This is a genomic window from Microcoleus sp. FACHB-672, from assembly GCF_014695725.1.
In the GTDB taxonomy this organism is placed as follows: domain Bacteria; phylum Cyanobacteriota; class Cyanobacteriia; order Cyanobacteriales; family Oscillatoriaceae; genus FACHB-68.
This window is the reverse complement of the sequence record NZ_JACJOU010000003.1, coordinates 12,399-35,725: the sequence shown is the minus strand read 5'-3', so window position 1 is coordinate 35,725 and position 23,327 is coordinate 12,399. Positions and strand designations below refer to the sequence as shown.

Sequence of the window (23,327 nt, the reverse complement as noted above, 5' to 3'; positions counted from 1 at the left end):
ATAACAACAGGCCCGACCAGCCGATGAATACGAAGCGATCACGCTTGAGCCAGTCATCGAGGACGTCAAACCATCCTCTCTCTGCTGGGGCGCGTCCGACTGCTATGGTCATTTCGTTTAAACCCTCTTGTATTAAAACTGCGAGGTTTCTAAGTAAGTTAACATAACTATATATGAAATTTATCAACATTCGCAAAGTCCGCCCTCAATGAGTAGGGATTTCCTGTAGGCTGGTGAATTTGAATTAAGCAAGCATGGTAGTAGTTCGATGACTGGACAAACAATTTCTAAAAGCGATCGCATCCTCCGCAAGGAGATTATCGGTTCTCGCCGGCTCAGCAACTACTTTTGGGCAACGGCCTTGTCTGGGGGGGGCACCGGCTTTCTGCTGGCTGGGCTTTCTAGCTATCTGCACCTGAATCTGCTGCCCTTTGCCGATACCACCGAGTTAATCTTTGTCCCCCAAGGTCTAGTCATGGGTTTATACGGCTCTGCCGCTTTGCTCCTGAGCCTTTACCTTTGGCTGAGTATCCTTTGGGATGTAGGCGGTGGTTACAACGAATTCAACCGCGAGACGGGTGAGATTAGCATTTTCCGGTGGGGCTTTCCCGGTAAAAACCGTCGGATAGAACTCAAATCCACTACAGAAGAAGTCCAATCAATTCGTGTTGATATTAAAGAAGGTATCAATCCCCGTCGTGCCCTTTTCTTGCGTCTTAAGGGAAGAAGGGATGTGCCTCTAACGCGCGTGGGCCAACCACTGCCCTTAGCTGAGTTGGAAAATCAAGGAGCTGAACTGGCTCGATTTCTGGGCGTGCCGCTAGAAGGCTTATGATAAGCCCTAGAGGCGCAGCAAAATTCCTTTAATATCAAGCCTCGGCGGCTCAATGCCGGCACGTCTGCCCCACCCTTGCCGGCAAAAACCATTCCCCAGGTGGCGCAGTCTCAGCGTTATGATCAGGCCGGCGCACCAATTGTCTAGATAATTCAAAATGCAGATTAAAATTCGCCACTGGTTAGTCTCAGTTTTGCTTGTGGGAGCACTGCTGATTGGAGGATGTGCTGATGCTCAAAATTCTGCTCCCCAAGCTTCCCCAAATGCTTCAGACACTCCAACGTCACCGGCAGGCAATCAAGCCAACAACCCACAACCGAGCAATTTACCCCGACTAGAAGGTAAAGCAACGGTGGTGATGGTCGTTAAGGGTTCTCCCATTACGATTGAAGTCGATGGCAACAATGCCCCGATCAGTGCCGGCAACTTTGTTGATCTCGTTCAGCGCGGCGTGTATAACGGTCTTACGTTTCATCGAGTCGTGCGCGACCCGGAACCCTTTGTGGTTCAGGGCGGCGACCCTCAAGGTAAAGACCCCAAGTTTTCTGGCACTTTGGGAACCGGCAGTTTTATTGACCCCGCAACGTCCCGTCCCCGCTATATTCCCCTGGAAATTAAGCCCAAAGGGGCAGATGCTCCTATCTATAGTAAGACGTTAGAAGCTGCCAACGTGCGTGCCCAACCTGAGTTGCAGCATAAACGTGGCGCTGTGGCGATGGCGCGTTCAGCCCCGCCAGATTCAGCTTCGTCGCAGTTTTACTTTACGTTAGCGGATCTCCCGTTTTTAGATGGCAATTATGCGGTATTTGGTTCAGTCACCCAAGGCATGGATGTGGTTGACAAAATTCAGCAGGGAGATCGCATTGAATCTGCCAAAGTAACGCAGGGATTGGATAACTTGAAGTTAGCAAATCAATGATCAAAGATTTTAGATTTTAGATTGCACTCAATTTAAAATCTAAAATCCGTGCATTCAGAATTTAGTTGTGGAAGTTGTTGTCACCGGCATTGGGTTGGTTTCAGCGTTAGGGGCGCTCGAAGCCAGTTGGCGGCGGTTGCTTGCCGGTAACTCTGGCATTGAGCAATATCAACCGTTTCCGGAACAGCCCCCCCGCCCCCTGGCGCTAATTGGCCCAACGCTTACCGATTTGTCTGCTTTAACCCAGCAGGTTGTGGCAGATGCGGTTCAAGATGCCGGGTTAATGCTGCCGGCACCTGAGTGTGGCGTAGTAATTGGCTCAAGCCGCGCTTATCAGAGCCGGTGGGAACAGCGAGCCAGGGCAGCTATCCAAGAGAGGGGAAGCACATTTAAATTGCCCCCTCCCTGGCTAGAAACCCTCCCTCACATGGCAGCGATCCAGGCGGCGCGTCAAATCGGCTCAAACGGGCCGGTTTTGGCACCAATGGCCGCCTGCGCTACCGGCTTGTGGGCGCTGGCACAAGGGTTTGAACTGATTCAAACAGGGCAGTGCCGGCAGGTGGTTGTTGGCGGGGTGGAAGCGCCGGTGACACCACTGACGCTGGCAGGATTTGACAAGATGGGGGCTTTAGCAAAAACAGGTTGCTATCCTTTTGACCGGCATCGCGAAGGTTTGGTGCTTGGAGAAGGCGCGGCAGTGTTTGTGCTAGAGTCTGCCCAGCTCGCTCGACAGCGCTCTGCACGAGTTTACGGACAAGTGCGGGGTTTTGGCTTGACAAATGATGCCTGTTATGCGAATTCCCCAGAACAAGGTGGGGCAAGCGCGATGGCATCTGTTAAGCAAGGTTACGAACGCAGTGGCATTTCCTCATCTGAGATTAATTACATCCACGCTCACGGCACCGGCACCGCCTTGAATGACGAGTTTGAAGCGAATTTAATCGAACGGTTGTTTCCTCAAGGTGTGCCCGTGAGTTCCACAAAGGGCGCAACGGGTCACACATTAGGCGCATCCGGCGCAATGGGTGCGGCTTTCTCGCTGATGGCGTTGCAGTATCAAATTTTACCGCCTTGTGTGGGGTTGAAAGCGCCGGCCTGTGATTTAGATTTCGTGAGAGTGGCGCGTCAGAGTGACATAAATAATATACTTTGTTTTAGTTTTGGATTTGGCGGTCAGAATGCGGTAATGGCGTTGGGAAAATATGCAAGTTAAGCAAAAAGTTCGTTGCGGCTTTGTTTGTGTGCCTGCAAGTTTCCTTGTCTATCTCTGATTGTATAAGCCCATCGCCTTATACTGATAAGGCATTCCACAGAGAAAAGTCGGTTAGAATTACCACATCGGTGAACTTGAGGGAAGATAGATCAAGCAGCTTCCTCGATTAAGGATGCAGGGACTCTCGCATGGATCTGAAATCGCATCGGTTTATCGCCTATTTTGAGCCGGCACAAGCAGCACAACTTTGCCAGCTAGCAACTGTGGAGAGTTTTTCCGATCAAAAAGTTATTTTTGAAGAAGGCGAAACCTCAGACTCCATTTACCTAGTTTTAGACGGTCAAGTCGCGTTTAGTAAGCGTACCAACACGAATAAATATCAAACCGTTGCCATTGCCGGCGCGAACGACTTTTTTGGCGAGTTCGGAGTTTTAGACGGACAACCGCGCAGTGCCAGAGCTTCAGCCAGCGGATATACAACGTTAGCAAAAATTCCGCGTGACCGGCTGATGGAAATTTTACTCGAGACAAATGGCGGTGTTGTCCTCGACGTGTTTCGTCACCTGATTCAACATTTACGCTCTACAACTGATCGATACGTGAATCAAGTTGTTCACAAAGAAAAAATGGCTTTAATCGGAGAAATGGTCAATACCATTATTCATGATTTTAAGGGTCCATTCACCGGCATTCATCTGGCTAGTTCAATGTTAAAAGAAATTCACGCAGATGAAGATACTCAGGAGTGGTGTGAGATTATCCAAACGCAGCTCACCCGAATGCTAGAAATGACCGATGAAGTTTTAGAATTTGGACGCGGGACTCCAGCACTCAACAAACAACCCATTAAGTTTGTTGAACTAATGCAATATTTTCAAAAGTTAAATCGCTGTTATTTTCTATCTGAAAAAGTTATCTTTATCTTCCAATCTGCAGATATCGTTATTAGCGCTGATGAAAATAAGCTCATGCGTGTTTTTCAAAACTTGGTAAGTAACTCTGTAGAATCTTTTAACGGCAGTGGCGGTCGCATCGATTTCGTGGCTCAATCTGTTGAAGAATGGGTGGAGATTACAATTAGCGATAACGGCCCTGGAATTCCTGAAGCAATTCGAGGTCGGGTGTTTGAACCGTTTGTTACCAGCGGAAAGCGGGGCGGCACCGGCTTGGGAGCAGCAATTGCCAAATCGGTTGTCGAAGCGCATGGCGGCCAAATTTATTTTGAATCTAAATCTGGCCAAGGAACTACGTTTTATATTCGTTTACCTGCTTAAACTTCCTGAGTTAAATTATCTCATTTTATGATAATCTTTGTCTGAGTAGCGTAACTACTTCATAAGCTTAACTTTGTAGATTTAACTAGGATTTTTTTACTGTAAAATGCGCTCACAACACCAAATTTCAACGGAGAAAATTCTGATTTTTTTCCTTTTCCTCTCGCTTAATCGCAATAGCCGTTTACGACACTGGCTCTTGCTGAATTGGTAGAACTAGAACAAACTCCGTTCCCTGTGCCGGTTGAGACTTCACCCAAATCTGACCCCCATGCTTTTCAATAATTTGATAGCAAATTGAAAGCCCTAACCCTGTCCCTTTTCCCACCGGCTTTGTCGTAAAAAATGGATCGAATATCTTGCTTTGAACTCTTGGGGAAATTCCAGGGCCATTATCAGCAATGCAAATCACCACATGATTTTTTATTTTAAACTTTGAACCCTGAAAAAACTCTAAATTCAATCGAGATGGTTCAGGATTGTATTCAGTGCGAATCTGAATCACTTTCGGCAATTTTTCATTGATTAAATCTCCTGTTTCAGATTCAGCCGGCAGCGGAAATCGATCAAAAGATTCTAACGCATCAATTGCATTGCCTATAATATTTATAAATACCTGATTGAGCTGTGCCGGATAACACTCAACTGTAGGTAAATTGCCAAACTCCTTGATAATTTCAATCCTATAGCGCCCTGATTTTTCTTTCAGGCGATGTTGCAAAATCAGCAACGTACTCTCAATTCCCTCGTGAATATCCACCCGCTTCATCTGAGATTCATCCAACCGCGAAAAATTTCGCAAGCTCAGTACAATACTCCGAATGCGCTCAGCCCCAAGCTGCATTGAATGCAGCAATCGCGGCAAGTCTTCCTTCAAGTAATCTAAATCAATCGCTTCGATATACTCCTGAACGGCATCTTTCTTTCCCTCTCGTTCTCCCGTGTGGTAACTCTGATGGTAAAGGTGGATTAAGCCCAGCAAATCTTGACTGTATTGAATAGCAAAAGTAAGATTGCCATAAATAAAATTGATTGGGTTGTTAATTTCGTGGGCCACACCGGCAACTAACTGACCCAAACTTGACATTTTTTCCGTTTGTATTAGCTGAGCTTGGGTTAACTGGAGCGCTTTTAAAGTTTGTTCCAACTCAGTCGCTTTTCGTACAAGTTGCCCTTCTGATTCCCGCAACGTTTCCTCTGCTAGCTTGCGTTCAGTAATATCTAAAACAGTTCCCAATAGCTTAATAACATTGCCTTCATTATCAAAAATTGGTTGCCCTTTTGCGGCCAAATATCTTATTTCGCCGTCAGGGCGCACAATTCGCTGATCGAATTCATAAGATTGTCCTTCATTAACCACCTGTTTAACAGCTTTTGTTGCAACTTTTACATCGTCAGGATGAACCATTCGCAAATATTCAGAAAAATTGGGAGGAGGTTGGCTTGGTTCCAAACCAACAATACGGAACAGTTCATCTGACCAATTCACAGCTTGGGTTACTACATCAAATTCCCACCAACCGACGTGAGCCACTTTTTGAGCTTCTGCGAGTAAAGAAACCATCGATTGCATCTCAATTTCTCTTTGACGGATCGTTTCTTCGCCTTGCTTGCGCTCAGTAATATCTTCAAGGATACTAATCGCATACTGAGGAGATTCTGAAGCATCACGCACCAAGGAAACCGTTAAATTTGCCCAAAGATAAAAACCATCTTTGTGGCGGTAACGTTTTTCGATAGAGTAACTAAAAATTTGCTTCTGTAATAACTGGGAAATATAAACTAAATCAGTATCTAAATCTTCGGGATGAGTAATATCCTGAAACTGCAATAACTGAAGTTCCTCCGCTGTATAGTCTAAAATGTCACAAAAGCGCTGATTGACTCGCAAAAATCGGCCATCAAGCGCCAGATGAGCAATACCCATACCGGCTTGTTCAAACGTGGCCCGAAATTCCCAATCACGGTTACTTAAAAAGCCGATTTCCTCAGTGGGTACAGCCTCAGCGTTGGCGCTTTCAGTGACATCAATGCCGGTGGCGAGCCGGTACTTGAGGGAACCACCGGCATCTTGAAGGCAACGATGTGACCAAGTAATTAGCCGGCGTGTCCCGTCTCGCGTCATGCACTCGCTATCATGCTGCTTCGGAAATTGGCTTTCAAAATTTAAACCTTCTAACCCATTTGGCACTGCTTCAGCACTGAGGAATATCTGCCAAAAAAATTGGCCTCGCACCTCAGCTAAACTGTAGCCGATGGTGGCAAAACCGGCTCGGTTGCAGTGAACAATCCGTCCCTGCCGGTCAAGCACCACAACCAAAGCATCGGTGGTATCCAAAACCGCAGCCAGCAAGTTTTGCTCATCCAGCAATGCGGCTTCAGCCTGCTTTTTTTGGGTAATATCCACACACATACCCATCATCTGCGCCGGCTTGCCGTCTTCGTCTTTAAACACTTCTCCTCTGCCGGCTATCCAGCGAACGCTACCATCTGGCCAGATAATGCGAAATTCAATGTAAAAATCCTCACAAGCGATGCCGGCGGGGGTAAACAACCCGATCAACACGCTTTGATCCTCCGGATGAACTTTTTCCAGAACCGCTTCGTAACTGCTTAGCCGCGTCCCCGCCGGCATCCCAAACAGAGGTTCAAGATTTTCAGACCAAGCCAGCCTGTAGCTGGGGAGATTCCACTCCCAGATAGCAGTGTGGTTGGCTTGCAACGCTAATTTCAGCCGGTTATTGAGCTCCTCTAAACATGGCATAGATGCAACCACTGTTTTTGTTAATTGTGAGTTTAAAATCGCACAAGTTATAACATCAACGTATTTTACGTGAGCCGTCCCTGATAGCCTAAGTTTCTAGCTTAACTGTGGAAGGAATTAAGCCACCACGGTTTGCCGGCCCTCACTCATAATGAAAGTGAAGCAGTTCGTTTTTGTTGAAGTGGCAGAATAATGACAAATTCCGTTCCTTTACCCACTTGGGAATTCACTGAAATTTCACCCCCATGCTTGTCAATAATTTGATGGCAGATTGAAAGTCCTAAACCTGTGCCTTGCCCCACCGGCTTTGTGGTAAAAAACGGGTCAAATATTTTGTCTTGAATTGTTGGAGAAATTCCTGGCCCATTGTCGGCAATACGAATTAAAACTGAAGATTCAGACTTGATAACAGCCAGCTTCTCCTCACTTCTTGGACTCATCGTTTTATGTTTAATTAGCTCCGTGTGAATTGCTATTTTCTTGGGAGAATCTTGATTTTCCAAGGCATCAACTGCATTGTTGATAATATTCATAAAAACTTGATTAAGAGGCGCAGGATAACACTGGACGGGTGGCAATTGCCCATAGTGCTTAATCACTTCAACATTGTCTTTAAGCCGATTATTCAAAATAACCAGCGTGCTGTCAATTCCTTGGTGCAGATCAACTGACTTCGCCTGTGCTTCATCCAGGCGAGAAAAATTCCGCAGGGATAAAACCAACTGGCGAATTCGCTCAGCACCTTTTTTCATAGAACCCAAAATTTTAGGAAGGTCTTCTTCCATAAACTCCCAATCAATGGTTTCTATTTCTTCCTGAATTTCTATATGTGGATGAGGATAGTGTTTTTGATAAAGATGCAATAGCTTCTGTAACTCTTCAAGATAAGCTTCTGTGTATTCCAAGTTTCCGTAAATAAAATTAACCGGATTGTTAATTTCATGCGCCACACCGGCAACCAACTGCCCCAGAGAAGACATTTTTTCGCTTTGAACCAACTGAGCTTGGGTGCGTCGCACTTCTTGCAGAGCTTTTTCTAATTGCAACGCTTGCTCTCTCATTTGTGCTTCCGATAGCTGCAAAGCTTCTTCAGATTGTTTGCGATCCGTAATATCCCGGGCCACGCAAATCAAACCAATCACAGTGCCTTGGGGGTCGTGGTAAACATCTTTAGTCGTTAAGTAAATCCGAGGAATGGGCATTTTATCAGCCCTAATTCCTCGCTGCCAATCGCCCATCACGGTGACAACTTCCTCAACAATTTGAGTTTCGCCCCTCAGCATAATTTTGCGGTCGGTTGTCATAATTTGACGGGCGGTTTCCGGCGAGAGCAACTCAGTGTCATCCTTGCCGAGAATTTCTTCCCTTGGCTTTCCTAAAACACTGGCACCTGCTGAGTTAATCAACACATAGCGACCCTCAAGATTTTTCACATAAATCGCATCCGTTGTGCCTTCAATCACAACTTGCAAAAGGTTGTAACTTTGTTGCAGCGCCTCTTGCATATGCTGGTGTTCTGTGACGCGCTGTTCCAGACTTAAAAGCGTTTGTTGCAATTGAGTAGCCATGCTGTTAAAAGCGGCCTTAAGCTGGCCAACTTCGTCTTTAGAGCTGCCTACAGCGCGTTGATGCAACTCACCGGCAGCGAGTGCTTGCGCTAAATTTGCCAAGTCTTGAAGCGGTTTACGGATCTGTCGGTTAAACAGGACAACCGTCAGCATCGCCACACCAATACTGACCAAAATTGAATCGACGACAGTCACAATTGCCGATTTGTAAAGTCGTTTTTGAACGTTGGCCACTGAATAACCTAGTCGGATCTCTCCCAACAATAGCTTTTGGGAGACAACCGGGATGCTAACTTCACGAATGAGCGGTTCTTGACGCGCTTGATTAATTGCAGTGAGGATATCACCCTCTGTCTGGATCGTTGCGATAGATTGGGAAATGGTGGGGCTGTCCCGCTTTAAGAAGTGCGTGATGGGAAGTTTCTCGGAGTTGAGAACGACGCCGTAAATGATATCGCCATCCTGAGAAATTTGTTGCATCAGCAACTCCAGGGTGAGAAAGTCCGAACTCGAAAGCGCATTTTGGCTAACGACACCCAGGAATCTGCCTTGACCGGCTACTTTGGATTCTAAATCAGCCACCTGCTGATTAAATCCCCGATTGATCTGGTACGCGCCGAAGAGTAATTGAATCGCCAGCAGGAAAGTGCCGGCAATTCCCAGATAGCCAAAGGCAATGCTATTTCTTCTGGATGCACCTAAGTTTTTGCTTTTATCGGCCATCTCTGATTGACCCTAGCCTGATTAAGTCAGTAAACGCAAAGCTGTACGAATTACTGCGATACGCTTGTAACGCTCGCAGTAATACTTAAAAACTAACCTCTGCTTAACAAGTTTGCCGCTAACTATTCTGTTTTAACTCCTTAATGAGTCAATCGAGGTAAATATAACCACGCTTGCCGGCATAAAATCTGCTTTGCTAGCTTTCGCCTGTTTTGACAGCCGGTTCAGTCCCGACGATTTGAGCGCACCCAATCTACCACAGTTGCCGGTACAAGCCCGAACACAGGAGTTTTCAGTTGTCTGTTGTGAATTATCCAACCCAACCCTAAAGCCTTAAGCTTCTCTCAAACTCAATGACTGATCGCCAGAGAAAGTACATAAAGTTATAAGCTGGAAAAAACTAGCTATTTGTGACTTCCGTCTTAAAGCGTAAATTTTATGATTGATTCTGCTTCACCGGCAGCAACAGACGCCCCCAGCGAAGCCCTCAGTTGGCCCACTTTGCTGCAACAGCTGCTAGATCGCCAGTCCCTCACCCGCTACCAAGCTGCCGGACTGATGCTGGGATGGCTCAATGAAGAAATCCCGCCGGTGCTATCGGGGGCAATTTTAGCAGCACTTCAAGCCAAAGGCATCTCAGCTGACGAGCTAGCTGGCATGGCTCAGGTATTGCAATCTCAATCTTCTCCACTCAGGCAAGACGCAACGAACCCTCAACCCTCATCCACAAGTGGAAATTCTGACCTGAACACGGTTATTGATACCTGTGGCACCGGCGGAGATGGAGCCTCAACCTTTAATATTTCCACAGCGGTTGCCTTTGTGGCAGCAGCAGCCGGGGTGCCGGTGGCCAAACATGGCAATCGCTCAGCCTCTAGTCGGGTGGGTTCCGCTGACGTACTGGAAGCGCTGGGAATGAATTTGAGCGCTGCCGGTGAGAAGGTGTATGCCGCACTCCATGAAGTCGGGATTACATTTCTGTTTGCTCCTGGCTGGCACCCAGCGCTGAAAGCTGTGGCACCCATGCGGCGAACATTGGGCGTGCGGACGGTGTTTAATTTGTTAGGGCCGTTGGTCAATCCTTTGCGCCCTACCGGCCAAGTAATTGGGGTGTTTGATTCTCAGTTGGTGGCAACAATCGCCCAAGCTTTAGGACAGTTGGGCACTCACTCAGCAATTGTGTTGCACGGACGCGAGAAACTTGATGAAGCCGGCTTGGCTGATATCACAGACTTGGCGATTCTTTCAGCCGGCAAGGTACGGGTAGCCACTTTAAACCCCCAAGAGTTGGGTTTAACACCGGCAGGAACGGATCAACTGCGAGGCGGGGATGTTCAAGAAAATGCCCAGATCCTGCAAAATGTTTTGCAAGGCAAAGGAACGCCGGCGCAACAAGATGCAGTGGCTTTAAATGCGGCTTTAGCCCTCCAAGTTGCCGGTGTTATCCCCCTTGAAGACCATGCAGCCGGTCTTTCACTCGCTAAAGATATTCTGCATAGCGGTGCCGGTTGGTCAAAGCTAGAGCAGCTCGTTACATTCTTGAAAACGGAAGCATGAAGCCGGCTGAAAAAATTTAAACCCGTAACCTGAGAAAAATAAAGTAGGGGCATAAGCACAGCTTATGCCCCTGCAATCATCACTGCAATTCGGTAACTTTAGGCCCAATATTATTTGGGAGGCGCAGGTTTTGCCGTTTCGGTTTGCGGGTTAAATTCAATGACTTCTTTTTTAATGGTCACATCATATTTGCTAAAGAAATCTTGGCCGAGCAATCCAATTTCTAGGGTGGGTGAAATGGCGACCACAACATTATTAATCATCGCATTGCCGGCTTTAATAGAAGTCACACGCCCAATCGGAAACTCAACGTCCTTAGCGTTGGGAGTCTCTACTCGTGCTGTCCCATCCTGTTTGACTCCTAGCGCTTGTGCCATTTTTGGCGTGATCACCGTCCCACTCGCTCCGGTATCTAACATCATCTCGAATGTCTGATTGCCATTAAAGACGACATCTATCACTGGAATCCCAGAAGCACGACGTTTAATTGGGACTTGAAAAGCTCCTAGGGTTGCTGAAACCTCCTCTTGGGAGCTAGTCGGACACATATCCGTCAATTTGATAAGATTGCCGCTACGATCACGCAGAAAACACCCTTCATATTCCTGAGCAATGCCGGCAGTTTGGAAAAGCAGCAATCCAGCCAGAGAAATCAATCCGAATTTAATTTTTTGCATAGCAAATCTGACTCCTTGTAGAAGCTAAGTCAATGAATTGAAAAGTAACAAACTAAAAATTAAAAAGGCAGATTTTTAATTTTTAATCACGGTTTGTCGCCGTCACCGGCTGTGAAATTCCACCACATCTTCTCTAAAGGTGACGTCGTAACCCCCAAAGAAGTCTTGCCCCAGCAAGCCAATATCTAGCTGTGATGCAATTGCCACCGACACGTTATTAACAATGGCACCCCCAACTTCCATGCTATCGACTCTGCCAATGGGAAATGTCACCGATTTGGCGCTGGGAGTGTCTGCTGTCATCGAGCCTTCTGGACGAACTCCCAAGACACTAGCCATCTTTGACGTAATTACTGTGCCACTAGCTCCCGTATCGACAATCATGTCAAAAGTTTGCCGGCCATTAAAGGTAACTTCTATCACTGCCGTCCCGCCGGCACGACGTTTGATCGGTGCCAGAATAACCTCTGGACGGCTGCCACCCTCCTTAGATGAGCCATAGCTGGAGCTACTGCGAGAAGCCACATCTGAGGTGGAAGGGATGATTGGCACTTCTGAGGTGGAAGGGATGATTGGGACTTCAATCCCCGCAAATTCAGTTTTAGAACGGGTTGTGGCACGAACTGCTTGCTGTTTAGCAGAGACCAGATTTTTCTGATACTCAGCTATTTTGCTTTTTGCTAGTTTATTTTGAGTGCTAGAAGCCGGCACTGTTTTTAGGAGCTTGATCGCCTCTTGCCACTGGCTTTCTACCAGTTTCCAATCTTCTGGAGATTGGGCAGTTTGACTGATGCTAGCGGCACTGTAACCTTTGTCGAGCGCCTCTTCATAGGATCTTCGAGCAGCGCCGTCACTAAGGGGTGGATTCACCGGCTTCTGTGCTGGCTTTGCTGCCGGCTTTGGACTTGCCGGTGCTGCACTCGGAGCCGGTGCCGGTGTGCTTTGCGCCGTATTGGTGTTTGAGCTGCTGGAAGGCTCGCCGTCATTACAACCCACACCGATCACCGCCAGTGCGGCTGCTAAAAAAATCTGTGCTACCCCGAATCGAGAAAATTTGACCATGACTATTTTTTTTTAGCTTCACCGCACTTGTGAGCCGCTTAAGTCGCCGTTACTATTTAGTATTCCCCGTCTTTTCCCATTTAAACTTATCTTTCTGGGTTTGACGAGTCAAAAATAGGCGAAAACCTTTGCCCTATTAGCGTCCTCAGTTTTAGCCGGCTTTCTTTCAATCTGCCGGTTTTTTGGTGAGCCAAGCTAAACGAACGACTGTAGTGGGCCATTGATGAAAAACGCACGCCTCAAGCGGGTTATTTCAAGCTGGCTCAAATCACCTTTAACAAGAAGACGGGAGATTCGGAATATTTTTACATCCGCTGCTTTTCACCAAAGTTAAGAACCGGCGCTCATCCGGGTGCGAAAGTCAAAAAAGCTGGCAATTGCAATGAGTGCCAACAGTGCCGGTGTTAGCCAATCTCCCCATTGCACATAAAGCGTCTGAGTGCGCCGGCGGTAAATCGTAGCTGCATGAACCTCGTAAGTATTAATTCCCGATAGCCATACAGTTTTGCCGTGGGGATCGACAATGCCAGAATAGCCCGTATTCGTGGCTCTGACAGCCCACCGATCCGTTTCAATTGCCCGCATCACGTCTTGGGCGTGATGCTGTGCCGGCATGGATGGGCTGTAGTGGGCGTTATTAGAGGCTGTGAGGATAAACTGCCCACCTAAGGCTGCCTGACGCTGAAAATGAGAGGAAAAAGCCGATTCATAGCAAATCCCCACAATTGCACGCCCAAAAGGCGTATCAAATACTTGATTCGATAAACCGGCAGCCAGATGAGCGTCTAACGGTGAAAGCCGATCAATTAAACGTCCTAGAAACTCTTCAAAGGGAATGAATTCCCCCAAGGGAACTAACTTAATTTTATCGTAGCGACTGAAGGTTTCCCCTGTGCCAGTTACCGTAAACAAACTATTGGTATAGCTGCGTCCTTTTTCCCCAAATGCTCCCACCCATGCCGGCACATTTTTATCTAAAATTGCCTGATAAAAGGCATCTCGAATCCAGTTAGATTCTGACCAGTGTACCGGCAACGCGGTTTCTGGTGTGAGAATAGCGTCTACTCCTTGATCGGCTAACGTTCGATAGCCGGTGGTATAGCCTTCAATGGCACGAAGCCACCCTTCTTGGTAGAGTTTAATTGTATTGGGAATATTGCCTTGAATAATCCCAACTTTTAAGGCATCTACTGGGGGTTGTGCCAGTGGCCGGCTGTAGAGGAAAAATCCTAAAAGATGCAGGAATAAACAAAGGCTAATCGGCAATAAATAAACTAAAATATTTGCTTTAATACCTTTTATTTGATGATTTTTTGCTTTCATCCAAGCTTCAGCAATTAAACCATTGACGGCAACAAGGGCGGCTGTTACAGCAGAGGGACCGGCAAGTTGAGCCAGGTGCAAAATAGCGAGATTGTGGGGGCTTTGGGTGTAGGATAGGGAACTCCACCATAAGGAGCCGGCACTCCAAATTGTTTCTAAAACGCACCACAAAGCGGTCCCGGTTAACACTCGAACGAATGTTGAAACTTTAAACTTCCGATTGATCCAAAAGAAACAAGTTGCCCAAATTGCAACTAATACGGCACCGCAAAGGGTGATAAATACCCAACAGAAAAACGCAATCGCCAAACTTGCTAACCAAGGCACTCCCATCCAAGTCATGGGGTGAACGCCGGTGATCCAAAAAAGAGCGACACCGTGATAACCAATTCCCCACAATAAAGCACTGAAGAGTAAAAATTTCTTTTCTTTTTTCTCTTTTAACTGTTTACTTTCTTGCACCACCAGCAACCAAAGGGGAGCCAAGGCAACCCACCCTAGGAACCAAGCACCGACCGGCGCGGGTGTCAGTCCCATCAGAATGCCGCTGATGAGAGCAATTGTTAGGGGTAACCAAGTTTTGAGAAGCGAACGCATGAGATAAATTTTAAAGTTTAGATTTTCTATTTTAAAACCGCAGATACACACAGAGAAACGCAGATAAATTTAATTTATCTAGGTTGATCTTTGTCGAGCTGCGGTTCAAAATTCTAATTTATTTAGCTTGATGTTTTTAAATTTAAAACCGCAGATGCACGCAGATTAACGCACATGAAGCTGCGGTTTTAAATTCTAAGTTATTCCGCCTCTTCTTGTTCCTCCGTCTCGCCATTAGATGGGGGAACTAAAGCGACTGCGGCGATGGCATCATCTTCGTCCAAACGTTGCACCCGCACACCCGTTGCACTCCGGGATTGAGGGGAAATGGCATCCGCAGATTGGCGAATGATAATGCCTCGACTTGTCACGATCATGAGTTCATCACCCTCATGGACAATTCGCAAGGCAGCGAGCTGATCATTCGTTCGCCGAGATTTGAATTTCGTGACGATGATTCCCTTACCGGCACGATTTTGTAGCCGGAATTGACCAACCGGCACCCGCTTGCCATAACCGCCGGTGGTTACTACCAGTACCCACGGACCGGCAGATGTGGTGAGTGCTGGATCTTGAGCGCCGTTTTCAGACTCATCGTTCGTGAGTGCTAAATCTTGAGCACCGTTTTCAGCCTCATCAATTTGGAGTTCTAGTTCCTCCTCTTCGATTTCTGATTCATCCACCTCTGTTTGAGCAAGGGTGGCAACGATCGCTGCCGGCAGGATATCCATGCTGATCAGTTCATCGCCTTTGCGGAGGTTCATGGATTTTACACCCCGCGTGGCGCGACCAAGGGGACGCAACTGGTCGGCAGTGGCTTTGAAATGAATTGCCATTCCCTGCCGCGATCCAATGATGATGCTGTCTTCTGCGCGTGCGCGTCGCACCCAGCGCAACTGATCGGCTTCTTCGAGAGAAATAGCAATTAAGCCATTGGCTCGAATGTTGCTGAAGGCAGACAAGGCGGTTTTTTTGATGTAGCCGCCTTTGGTGAGCATGATCAGATATTCATCGTCACTGAATTCGCTCACCGGCACGATTGAGGTGATTTTTTCATCTCGGGGAATTGGCAGCATTTGCACAATGGCAGTGCCTCGCGCTGTGCGGGAGCCGGTGGGAATTTGGTAAGCTTTCAGGCAATAAACGACGCCGCGAGCGCTAAAGAACAAAACGCTATCATGGTCGCAACAAGTTAAGAAATGCTCAACACCGTCATCCTCTTTCATCCGGTTCGCGGCTTTACCACGAGTGCCCCGACTTTGCGCTTCAAAAGAACTCACCGGCATTCGCTTAATGTAACCTTGTTCGGTGAGCAGAATTAAGGCTTTTTCATTAGCGATTAAGTCGGTGTCATCTATTTCCCCATCCGCGTGTTCAATCTGGGTTCGTCGCGGTGTAGCAAACTTTGTTTTGATTTCTGCTGCTTCGGTTTCGATGATTTCTAAAATGCGTTCGCGCCTTGCCAGAATATCACGCAAATCCGCAATGAGCGTTTGCAACTCATCGTGTTCTTGCATAATTTTCTGAGCTTCTAATGCAGTTAGTCGGCGCAGTTGCATCTGCAAAATGGCGTCTGCTTGTGCTTCAGAAAGCCCATAGTTATCCATCAATTCCTGCTTGGCAGTGGCGGTATCTGCTGCACTACGAATCAGGTGAATAATTGCGTCTAAATTGTCTAGAGCAATGAGTAAACCTTGCAGCAAATGGTCGCGTTCTTCGGCTTTTCGCAGTTCATACTGCGTCCGTCTGATGATGGTTTCAACACGGAAATCCAAGAAAACATTGAGGAACTGCCTGATGGTGAGCAGTTGCGGTTCTGCATTCACCAGCGCCAGCATATTTGCCCCAAAATTAGCTTGCAGGGGCGTTTGTTTGTAGAGGTTGTTGAGGACAACTCGCGGATATGCGTCGCGCTTGAGTTCGATGACGACGCGCATTCCGTCGCGGTCGCTTTCATCGCGGATATCGGCAATGCCTTCCAACCGCTTCTCGTTCACCATGTCGGCAATTTTCTCAATCATCGCTGCCTTATTGGTTTGGTAAGGCAATTCGGTGATGATGATTGCTTCGCGGTCTGGCCGGCCCCGGTGTTCAATGGTTTCTATGCTGGCAATACCGCGCATCGTGATGGAACCGCGACCCGTGGTGTAAGCTTCGCGGATGCCGGTGACGCCTAAAATTTGGCCGCCGGTGGGGAAGTCAGGGCCAGGAATGTACTGCATGAGCTGGACATCGGTCAAGTCTGGGTTGTGGATCAGGGCAACCAATCCATCAATGAGTTCTCCCAGATTGTGAGGTGGGATGTTGGTAGCCATGCCCACCGCGATGCCAGAGGAACCGTTGAGCAGCAGTTGTGGGATGCGTGCCGGCATCACCAGGGGTTCTTGTTGGGAACCGTCGAAGTTATCCCCGTAATCGACCGTATCTGAGTCAATATCGCGCAGCATCGCGTCCGAGGTCAGCGATTGCAGCCGGCACTCGGTATACCGCATTGCTGCCGGTGGATCGTTGTCAATCGAGCCAAAGTTGCCGTGGCCGTTGATCAGGGGCGAACGCATGGAGAAGTCTTGCGCCATCCGCACCAAGGCGTCATACACCGCTGTATCGCCGTGGGGATGGTATTTACCCAGCACTTCCCCCACCACACGGGCGCACTTGCGGAAAGGCCGATCCGGAGCAAGGCCCAACTCGTGCATCGCGTAGAGGATGCGCCGGTGTACCGGCTTGAGTCCATCCCTGGCATCTGGGAGCGCCCGCCCCACAATTACGCTCATCGCGTATTCCAGGTAAGACTGTTGCATCTCGTTGCGTAAATCCGTGGGGATAATCCGCTCCTGGGAGTAGGTCATAACAGTGAGAAACTCCAAAAATGTAAGATTTCAGGCGCAAATCGGCAAAAAAATATTAAAACCCTAGTCTGGTTTCTTAATAAATGCCAAATCTTGTTAAGATTTTAACACATTTTGGTCTTTAACCGCTCCTTGGGCACCCCTCAGCACTGTCTTTTTGCGGGGCTAGATGTTAAGACTCTAATAAATTTTATTTGAATTGAAAAATTTGATTTATTATTGAGCAAATTAATCGCATTTTTTGAGGCAATAATTAAAGATTAAAAAGTTATTTTTAAAGTAAATTTATACTAATCCTATTGAAGATATCTTGAAATAGTCACAAATAAATATATTCATTTATTGTAAAAATTTAACTTAATTTTAATTAAAATCTATTTTTATTAATGTTTGTAACATTTAGATGACTAACCTAAGAGTTCTGAGCTAATACAGAGTTTCGTGAGTAAAGACTCGGCAGTTTTGAGTCTGCTCAGACGAGTAAAAGTCACTTCAAAGTTTTATTATGCTAATGCTTTGCGATTACCAAATTCTGGATCAAGTGCATGAAAGTGACAAGTCTATTGTGTATCGGGCATTGCGTTATCCAGACAATTTACCTGTAATTCTCAAAGTTCTTAAAGAAGACTTCCCAAGTCCAGAGCAAATCGCTCGATACAAACAAGAATATAAAATTATCCGAAATTTGAATTTAGAAGGCGTTGTGAAAGTTTATGGATTGCAAAAATATCAGAACACAGTTGCTATAGTTTTAGAAGATTTTGGAGGAAAGTCCTTAAAAAAAATGATCAATGAAAATCATTTTGATCTAAAAGAAATTCTCAAAATAGCAATTAAGGTTGTTGAAATTTTAGGTAAAATTCATCAACATAATATTATTCACAAAGATATTAATCCTTCCAATATCGTTATTAATCCAGAAACCTCGAAAGTAAAATTAATAGATTTTGGAATTTCTACAGTTTTATCCCAAGAGGCAACCCTACAAAAAAATCCGAGGTTTTTAGAAGGAACTTTAACCTATATATCCCCAGAACAGACGGGCAGAATGAACCGAGCCTTGGACTATCGCACTGACTTTTACTCCTTCGGCGTTACCTTGTACGAAATGCTTACTCGTCAACTATTTTGTAATGGGAGTGATGCGATGGAGTTGGTACACTGTCATATTGCAAAACAGCCGGTGCCGCCTCATGAGCTGAATTCAAAGATTCCTCAAGCAATTTCTGATATTGTGATGAAACTGTTAGCAAAAACGGCTGAAGATCGGTATCAAAATGCCTGGGGAATTAAAGCAGATTTGGTGTTCTGTTTAAACCAATTAGATGCAAAAAGAGCCATTGTAGATTTTATACCGGGGAATCATGATGTTTCTGATAAATTTCAAATTCCCCAAAAACTTTATGGCAGAGCGCGAGAAATTGAAACCTTAGTAGCGGCTTTCACTCGGGTCGCATCTGGGCAAAAGAAAAGAGGCGGGGCAATAGAAATTACCCGACAAGGGACTTCTGAGATCATGTTGGTGTCGGGTTATTCTGGGATTGGTAAATCATCTTTGGTACGGGAAATTTATAAACCGCTAACCTGGCACCGGGGATATTTTATATCGGGTAAGTTTGACCAGTTTCAGCGAAATATTCCTTATTCGGCAGTGGTGGAATCTTTTCAGTCGTTAGTGCAGCAACTCTTAACAGAAAGCGAAGCGCAGTTGAATCGCTGGCGAGACAAACTCTTAGCTGCGTTGGGTTCTAATGGGCAAATTATTATAGATGTCATTCCCGAAGTAGAACTGATTATTGGCAAGCAGCCGGCAGTCCGAGAATTAGGGCCGGCAGAGTCTCAAAATCGCTTTAACTTGGTTTTTCAAAACTTCATTCGGGTATTTTGCCAGCCGGAACATCCCTTAGTTATTTTTCTGGACGATCTTCAATGGGCGGACTCGGCTACACTCAAATTAATTGAGTTAATCATGGCTGAGGGAAATACTCAATATTTATTTCTAATTGGGGCGTATCGAAACAATGAAGTTAGCCGCACCCATTCTTTAATAATGACCCTGGATTCGCTGCGTAAGCAAGAAGTTATTATCAACGAAATTATTTTAAATCCTTTAAATATTGAGAATATTACAAAGTTAATTGCAGAAACTTTATCTCCAAATAATGCAGATCTAAAACCTTTGGCACAATTGGTATTTCGTAAAACTTCAGGTAATCCGTTCTTTGTTAGTGAGTTTTTGAAAAATCTTTATCAAGAAAGGTTACTTGTTTTTAATTTTGATCACCTCGCTTGGCAATGGGATATTGCAAAAATTGAAGAAGTGGGCATCACAGATAATGTGGTGGACTTAATGATCGCTAAATTAAAGAAGCTGCCAGAACAAACTCAGCAAGTTTTACGTTTAGCCGCTTGCATCGGCAACCAATTTGATTTAAATACTCTTTCTTTAATCTATCAAAAATCTGTATTGGAAACTTTCCAAGACCTTTTGCCGGCACTTGATGCAGAACTGATATTACCCACTTCAGAATTAGAAAGTACAACAGATGACCCGCTCAATTCTCACCTATTAGTTTTTAACTACAAGTTTTTGCATGACCGAGTGCAACAAGCAGCTTATTCTTTAATTTCACCTGAACAGAAAAAGACAGTTCACTGGAAAATTGGTCGTCAATTGCTTAAAAATACTCTACCTGATGAGCTGGAAGACAGAATATTTGAAATTGTCGAACATTTAAATCTGGCAATCGAACTTGTTAGCAGCCAGCACGATAAAGATGAAATCGCAAAGCTTAATTTGATTGCTGGACAAAAAGCAAAAGCAGCAACTGCTTATGAAGCGGCTGTCGTGCAATTCCGAGTCGCGCTAAAAATGCTCACAGAAAATAGCTGGGTTTCCCACTACGAGCTAACATTTTTGCTCTATGTAGAAGCGGCTGAGACGGAATATTTAAACACAAATTTTGAGCAAGCCGCGATTCTGGCTGAAGTCGTTTTGCACCAAGCAAAAAGCTTCCTCGATACGGTCAAAATATATGAGCTGCAAATGCAGGTTTATATTGCTCAGCTAGAGATGATCAAAGCCGTTGATATCGGCTTGCAAGTTTTGGAAAGCTTGGGCGTTTATCTCCTAACACTCAGCAGCGAAGACAGTTTAGTGGTTGAGTTGGCCGAACTTGCGGAATTAGAAAATATTCCCGCCATGACTGATCCGCATAAGCTGGCGGCTATGCGGATTTTAAAACTCCTCTGTACGCCGGTTTTTCAGGCAAAACCTGAGATTTTTCCGCAAGTCATATTAACGATGATCAATCTTTGTATTGAACATGGAAATTCAGCCCTTTCCGCATTTGCTTATGGTTTTTATGGCTTGTTGCTGTCTGGACTTGGAAAACTGGATGCAGGATATCAAGCCGGCTTGATTGCTTTGCAACTACTAGAGCAATTCGACGCCAAAGAACTCAAGGCTAAAGTTTACAACCTATTTAATGCCAATATTAGAAGCTGGACAGAACACGCAAAAAACAGTGTAGCTTCCTTCCAAGAAGGCATTCAAAGCGGACTGGAAACTGGAGATATCGAATGGGGCGGATATTGTATCGGTAACTATTGCGGGTACTTATTCTTCACTGAAAAAAGCTTAGAGTCTGCCGTACGACAACAAGCGCCTTACATTGATTTGGCCATAAAAATTAAGCAAGAAATTCCCATTCACTTTTCCAGTGTGTGGCGACAATTAGGGCTAAACTTTCAAGGCAGAGCAGCCGATAAATATCTGTTAATTGGTGAGAGTTTTGATGAAGCTAAAATGTTAGCGCGTTTAATTGAAGCGAAAACGGGAACTGTTTTATTTGTGTTTTATGTTGCTAAAACGATTCTTTTATACCAATTTAAAGATTTTGAGGCTGCCATAAAGTCAGCATCATTGGCAGCTGAACAAGCAGGCTCCGGGTTTGGCTTTATACAGGTGGCAATCCTGAATTTTTACCACTCACTAGCGCTTCTTAGTTATTATTGCCAAGCGAGAAGCAATGAACAACAAAAATCTCTGGTTCAAGTAGAAGCAAATCAGGAGAAAATGAAACGCTGGGCGCACCAAGCTCCTATGAACTTTCAGCATAAATATGACTTGGTGGAAGCTGAAAAAGCGCGAATTTTGGAGCAGAGTGTTGCAGCGATGGAGTCTTATGATCGCGCTATCCAAGGGGCTAGGAAACAGGGATATATCCAAGAAGAAGCACTCGCTTACGAACGAGCAGCAGAATTTTATCTAGAACTTGGAAGGGAAGAAATTGCCCAAACTTACATGGCAAAAGCACACTATTGCTATGTTCGTTGGGGCGCACAGGCTAAGGTAGAAGATTTAGAGGTAAGATATCCGCAGTTTATTTCTCGGAGGATAGCAACAGACAAAACAAATATTCAAACTACTACTGTAACGGTTTCAGGGAGCACTAGGAATTCGGGTGCTGCTTTAGATTTAGCGACAGTCATGAAAGCATCGCAAGCCATATCTGGGGAAATTGTGCTGGATAAATTACTCGCACAACTGATGAAAATATTAGTTGAAAATGCCGGAGCACAAAAAGGCTTTCTAGTTTTAGTTAAAAACGAAGAATTATTGCTTGAAGCTTCGTATTTAATCGAATTAGAGCAAATCTTTATGCGGCACTCAATGCCGATAGAATCTTGCCGGGATATTCCTTCTACAATTATTAACTATGTTGAGAGAACGCTCTCTGACGTGGTTTTAACGAATGCGGCTTGTGAAGGAAAATTTATTACCGATCCCTATATTGTTTTAAATCAGCTAAAATCTGTTTTGTGTACCCCTATTATTAATCAAGGTAAACTTGTTGCTATTCTTTATTTAGAAAATAATTTAACCATCGGTGCTTTTACTCCCGATCGATTAGAACTCTTAAGGCTGCTTTCTTCCCAAGCGGCTATTTCTTTAGAAAATGCGATGCTGTATGCCAACTTGGAAGAAAAAGTAAAAGACAGAACGCAAGATTTAAATGAAAAAAATGTGCGTCTTGAGCAAACGCTGCATGAGCTACAATTAACTCAATCTCAACTGATTCAGAGTGAAAAGATGTCTTCTCTGGGACAGATGGTTGCTGGGGTAGCGCACGAAATTAACAACCCAATAAACTTTATATATGGCAACCTCAATCCCGCAATTGAATATGTTAAAGATATCCTTCATTTAATTGATCTATACCGGCAGACGGATGCGAGTTCCCAACCGGCGATTGTAGCCGCCACGAAAAATCTTGATCTCGAATTCGCCGTTGAAGACTTACAAAAATTAATGGATTCGATGAAAGTGGGGGCGGAACGCATCCGAAATATTGTGCTAAGCTTGCGAGTTTTTTCGCGGTTGGATGAAGCAGATATGAAGCCGATAAACATTCATGAGGGCATTGACAGCAGCCTAATGGTTTTGCAACACCGGCTCAGAAAAGAAGGTTGTGCTTCTGAAATAGAAATTATTAAAGAATATGGCAAAGTTCCCCTAGTGACTTGCTATGCCGGCCAACTCAATCAAGTATTTTTGTATATTCTGTCAAATGCAATAGATGCCTTGAACGAATTAGGAATTAGCTGTGAATGGTTAGAATTCACGCCAAAAACAACGACTAGACAAATCCACATTCGCACTGAAACAACTTCTTGCAACGCTGTTAAAATCAGAATAGCTGACAATGGCCCTGGCATGAGTGAAGAAGTGAGCAAGCGCATCTTTGATCCTTTCTTTACAACCAAGCCAGTGGGCACCGGCACCGGCTTAGGACTGTCGATTTGCTATCAGATTGTCGTCAAAAAACACGGTGGACAACTGACTTGTGTTTCAGCCCCAGGACAGGGAACAGAGTTAGTATTTGAGATTCCAATTAACCAAAAGCATTAACAAGTTTAACTGCTCTGGCGTACAAGAATGAATGCCAATTAAACTCTCAAAA

The 23,327-nt window shown here is 45.4% G+C and carries 13 protein-coding genes and 1 pseudogene; 6 read left to right on the top strand and 8 right to left on the bottom strand.

Annotation, left to right across the window (positions count from 1 at the left end; genetic code table 11):
- Nucleotides 1–112, bottom strand: a pseudogene (locus H6F56_RS01175) (photosystem II D2 protein (photosystem q(a) protein)); the annotation flags it as partial.
- A gap of 156 nt (nucleotides 113–268) precedes the next feature.
- Here H6F56_RS01175 and H6F56_RS01170 point away from each other — a divergent pair.
- Nucleotides 269–835: a photosystem I assembly protein Ycf4 gene (locus tag H6F56_RS01170; RefSeq protein ID WP_190664984.1), complete on the top strand. Its 567-nt coding sequence runs from the start codon at nucleotides 269–271 to the stop codon at nucleotides 833–835.
- A gap of 6 nt (nucleotides 836–841) precedes the next feature.
- On the opposite strand, the gene H6F56_RS01165 is transcribed toward H6F56_RS01170, so the two are convergent.
- Complete coding sequence (locus tag H6F56_RS01165) at nucleotides 842–991, bottom strand: hypothetical protein (RefSeq protein ID WP_190664983.1); 150 nt, start codon at nucleotides 989–991, stop codon at nucleotides 842–844.
- A gap of 1 nt (nucleotide 992) precedes the next feature.
- Between H6F56_RS01165 and H6F56_RS01160 the strand changes: the two genes are divergently transcribed.
- The 3 genes from H6F56_RS01160 to H6F56_RS01150 all read left to right on the top strand — a co-directional run bounded on the left by H6F56_RS01160 (nucleotide 993) and on the right by H6F56_RS01150 (nucleotide 4,241).
- Complete coding sequence (locus H6F56_RS01160) at nucleotides 993–1,754, top strand: peptidylprolyl isomerase (RefSeq protein ID WP_190664982.1); 762 nt, start codon at nucleotides 993–995, stop codon at nucleotides 1,752–1,754.
- A 67-nt stretch (nucleotides 1,755–1,821) separates the two neighbouring features.
- Entirely contained in the window at nucleotides 1,822–2,967 is a 1,146-nt protein-coding gene (locus H6F56_RS01155; RefSeq protein WP_190664981.1) for a beta-ketoacyl-ACP synthase, read from the top strand.
- Between the two features lie 188 nt (nucleotides 2,968–3,155).
- Nucleotides 3,156–4,241, top strand: a complete 1,086-nt coding sequence (locus tag H6F56_RS01150) for an ATP-binding protein (protein ID WP_190664980.1) — start codon at nucleotides 3,156–3,158, stop codon at nucleotides 4,239–4,241.
- Nucleotides 4,242–4,425: 184 nt separating this feature from the next.
- On the opposite strand, the gene H6F56_RS01145 is transcribed toward H6F56_RS01150, so the two are convergent.
- Both H6F56_RS01145 and H6F56_RS01140 read right to left on the bottom strand, forming a co-directional pair.
- A complete protein-coding gene (locus H6F56_RS01145) occupies nucleotides 4,426–7,005 on the bottom strand; it encodes a PAS domain S-box protein (RefSeq protein WP_190664979.1) in 2,580 nt (859 codons plus the stop codon).
- A gap of 146 nt (nucleotides 7,006–7,151) precedes the next feature.
- A complete protein-coding gene (locus H6F56_RS01140) occupies nucleotides 7,152–9,296 on the bottom strand; it encodes an ATP-binding protein (protein ID WP_190664978.1) in 2,145 nt (714 codons plus the stop codon).
- Between the two features lie 438 nt (nucleotides 9,297–9,734).
- Here H6F56_RS01140 and trpD point away from each other — a divergent pair, with 438 nt between their 5' ends.
- Nucleotides 9,735–10,853, top strand: coding sequence for an anthranilate phosphoribosyltransferase (trpD, locus tag H6F56_RS01135; protein ID WP_190664977.1), 1,119 nt, complete (start codon nucleotides 9,735–9,737; stop codon nucleotides 10,851–10,853).
- A gap of 110 nt (nucleotides 10,854–10,963) precedes the next feature.
- On the opposite strand, the gene H6F56_RS01130 is transcribed toward trpD, so the two are convergent.
- From H6F56_RS01130 to gyrA, 4 genes are all read right to left on the bottom strand, one after another.
- Nucleotides 10,964–11,530 (bottom strand): retropepsin-like aspartic protease family protein, encoded by a 567-nt coding sequence (locus H6F56_RS01130; protein WP_190664976.1) that lies wholly within the window; start codon nucleotides 11,528–11,530, stop codon nucleotides 10,964–10,966.
- Between the two features lie 102 nt (nucleotides 11,531–11,632).
- Nucleotides 11,633–12,592 (bottom strand): retropepsin-like aspartic protease family protein, encoded by a 960-nt coding sequence (locus tag H6F56_RS01125; protein WP_190664975.1) that lies wholly within the window; start codon nucleotides 12,590–12,592, stop codon nucleotides 11,633–11,635.
- Nucleotides 12,593–12,922: 330 nt separating this feature from the next.
- Nucleotides 12,923–14,512, bottom strand: coding sequence for an apolipoprotein N-acyltransferase (lnt, locus tag H6F56_RS01120; protein WP_190664974.1), 1,590 nt, complete (start codon nucleotides 14,510–14,512; stop codon nucleotides 12,923–12,925).
- Nucleotides 14,513–14,712: 200 nt separating this feature from the next.
- Nucleotides 14,713–17,361, bottom strand: a complete 2,649-nt coding sequence (gene gyrA / locus H6F56_RS01115) for a DNA gyrase subunit A (RefSeq protein ID WP_190664973.1) — start codon at nucleotides 17,359–17,361, stop codon at nucleotides 14,713–14,715.
- 505 nt (nucleotides 17,362–17,866) lie between these two features.
- Between gyrA and H6F56_RS01110 the strand changes: the two genes are divergently transcribed.
- Nucleotides 17,867–23,275: an ATP-binding sensor histidine kinase gene (locus tag H6F56_RS01110; protein ID WP_190664972.1), complete on the top strand. Its 5,409-nt coding sequence runs from the start codon at nucleotides 17,867–17,869 to the stop codon at nucleotides 23,273–23,275.
- The last annotated feature ends 52 nt before the right edge of the window (nucleotides 23,276–23,327 follow it).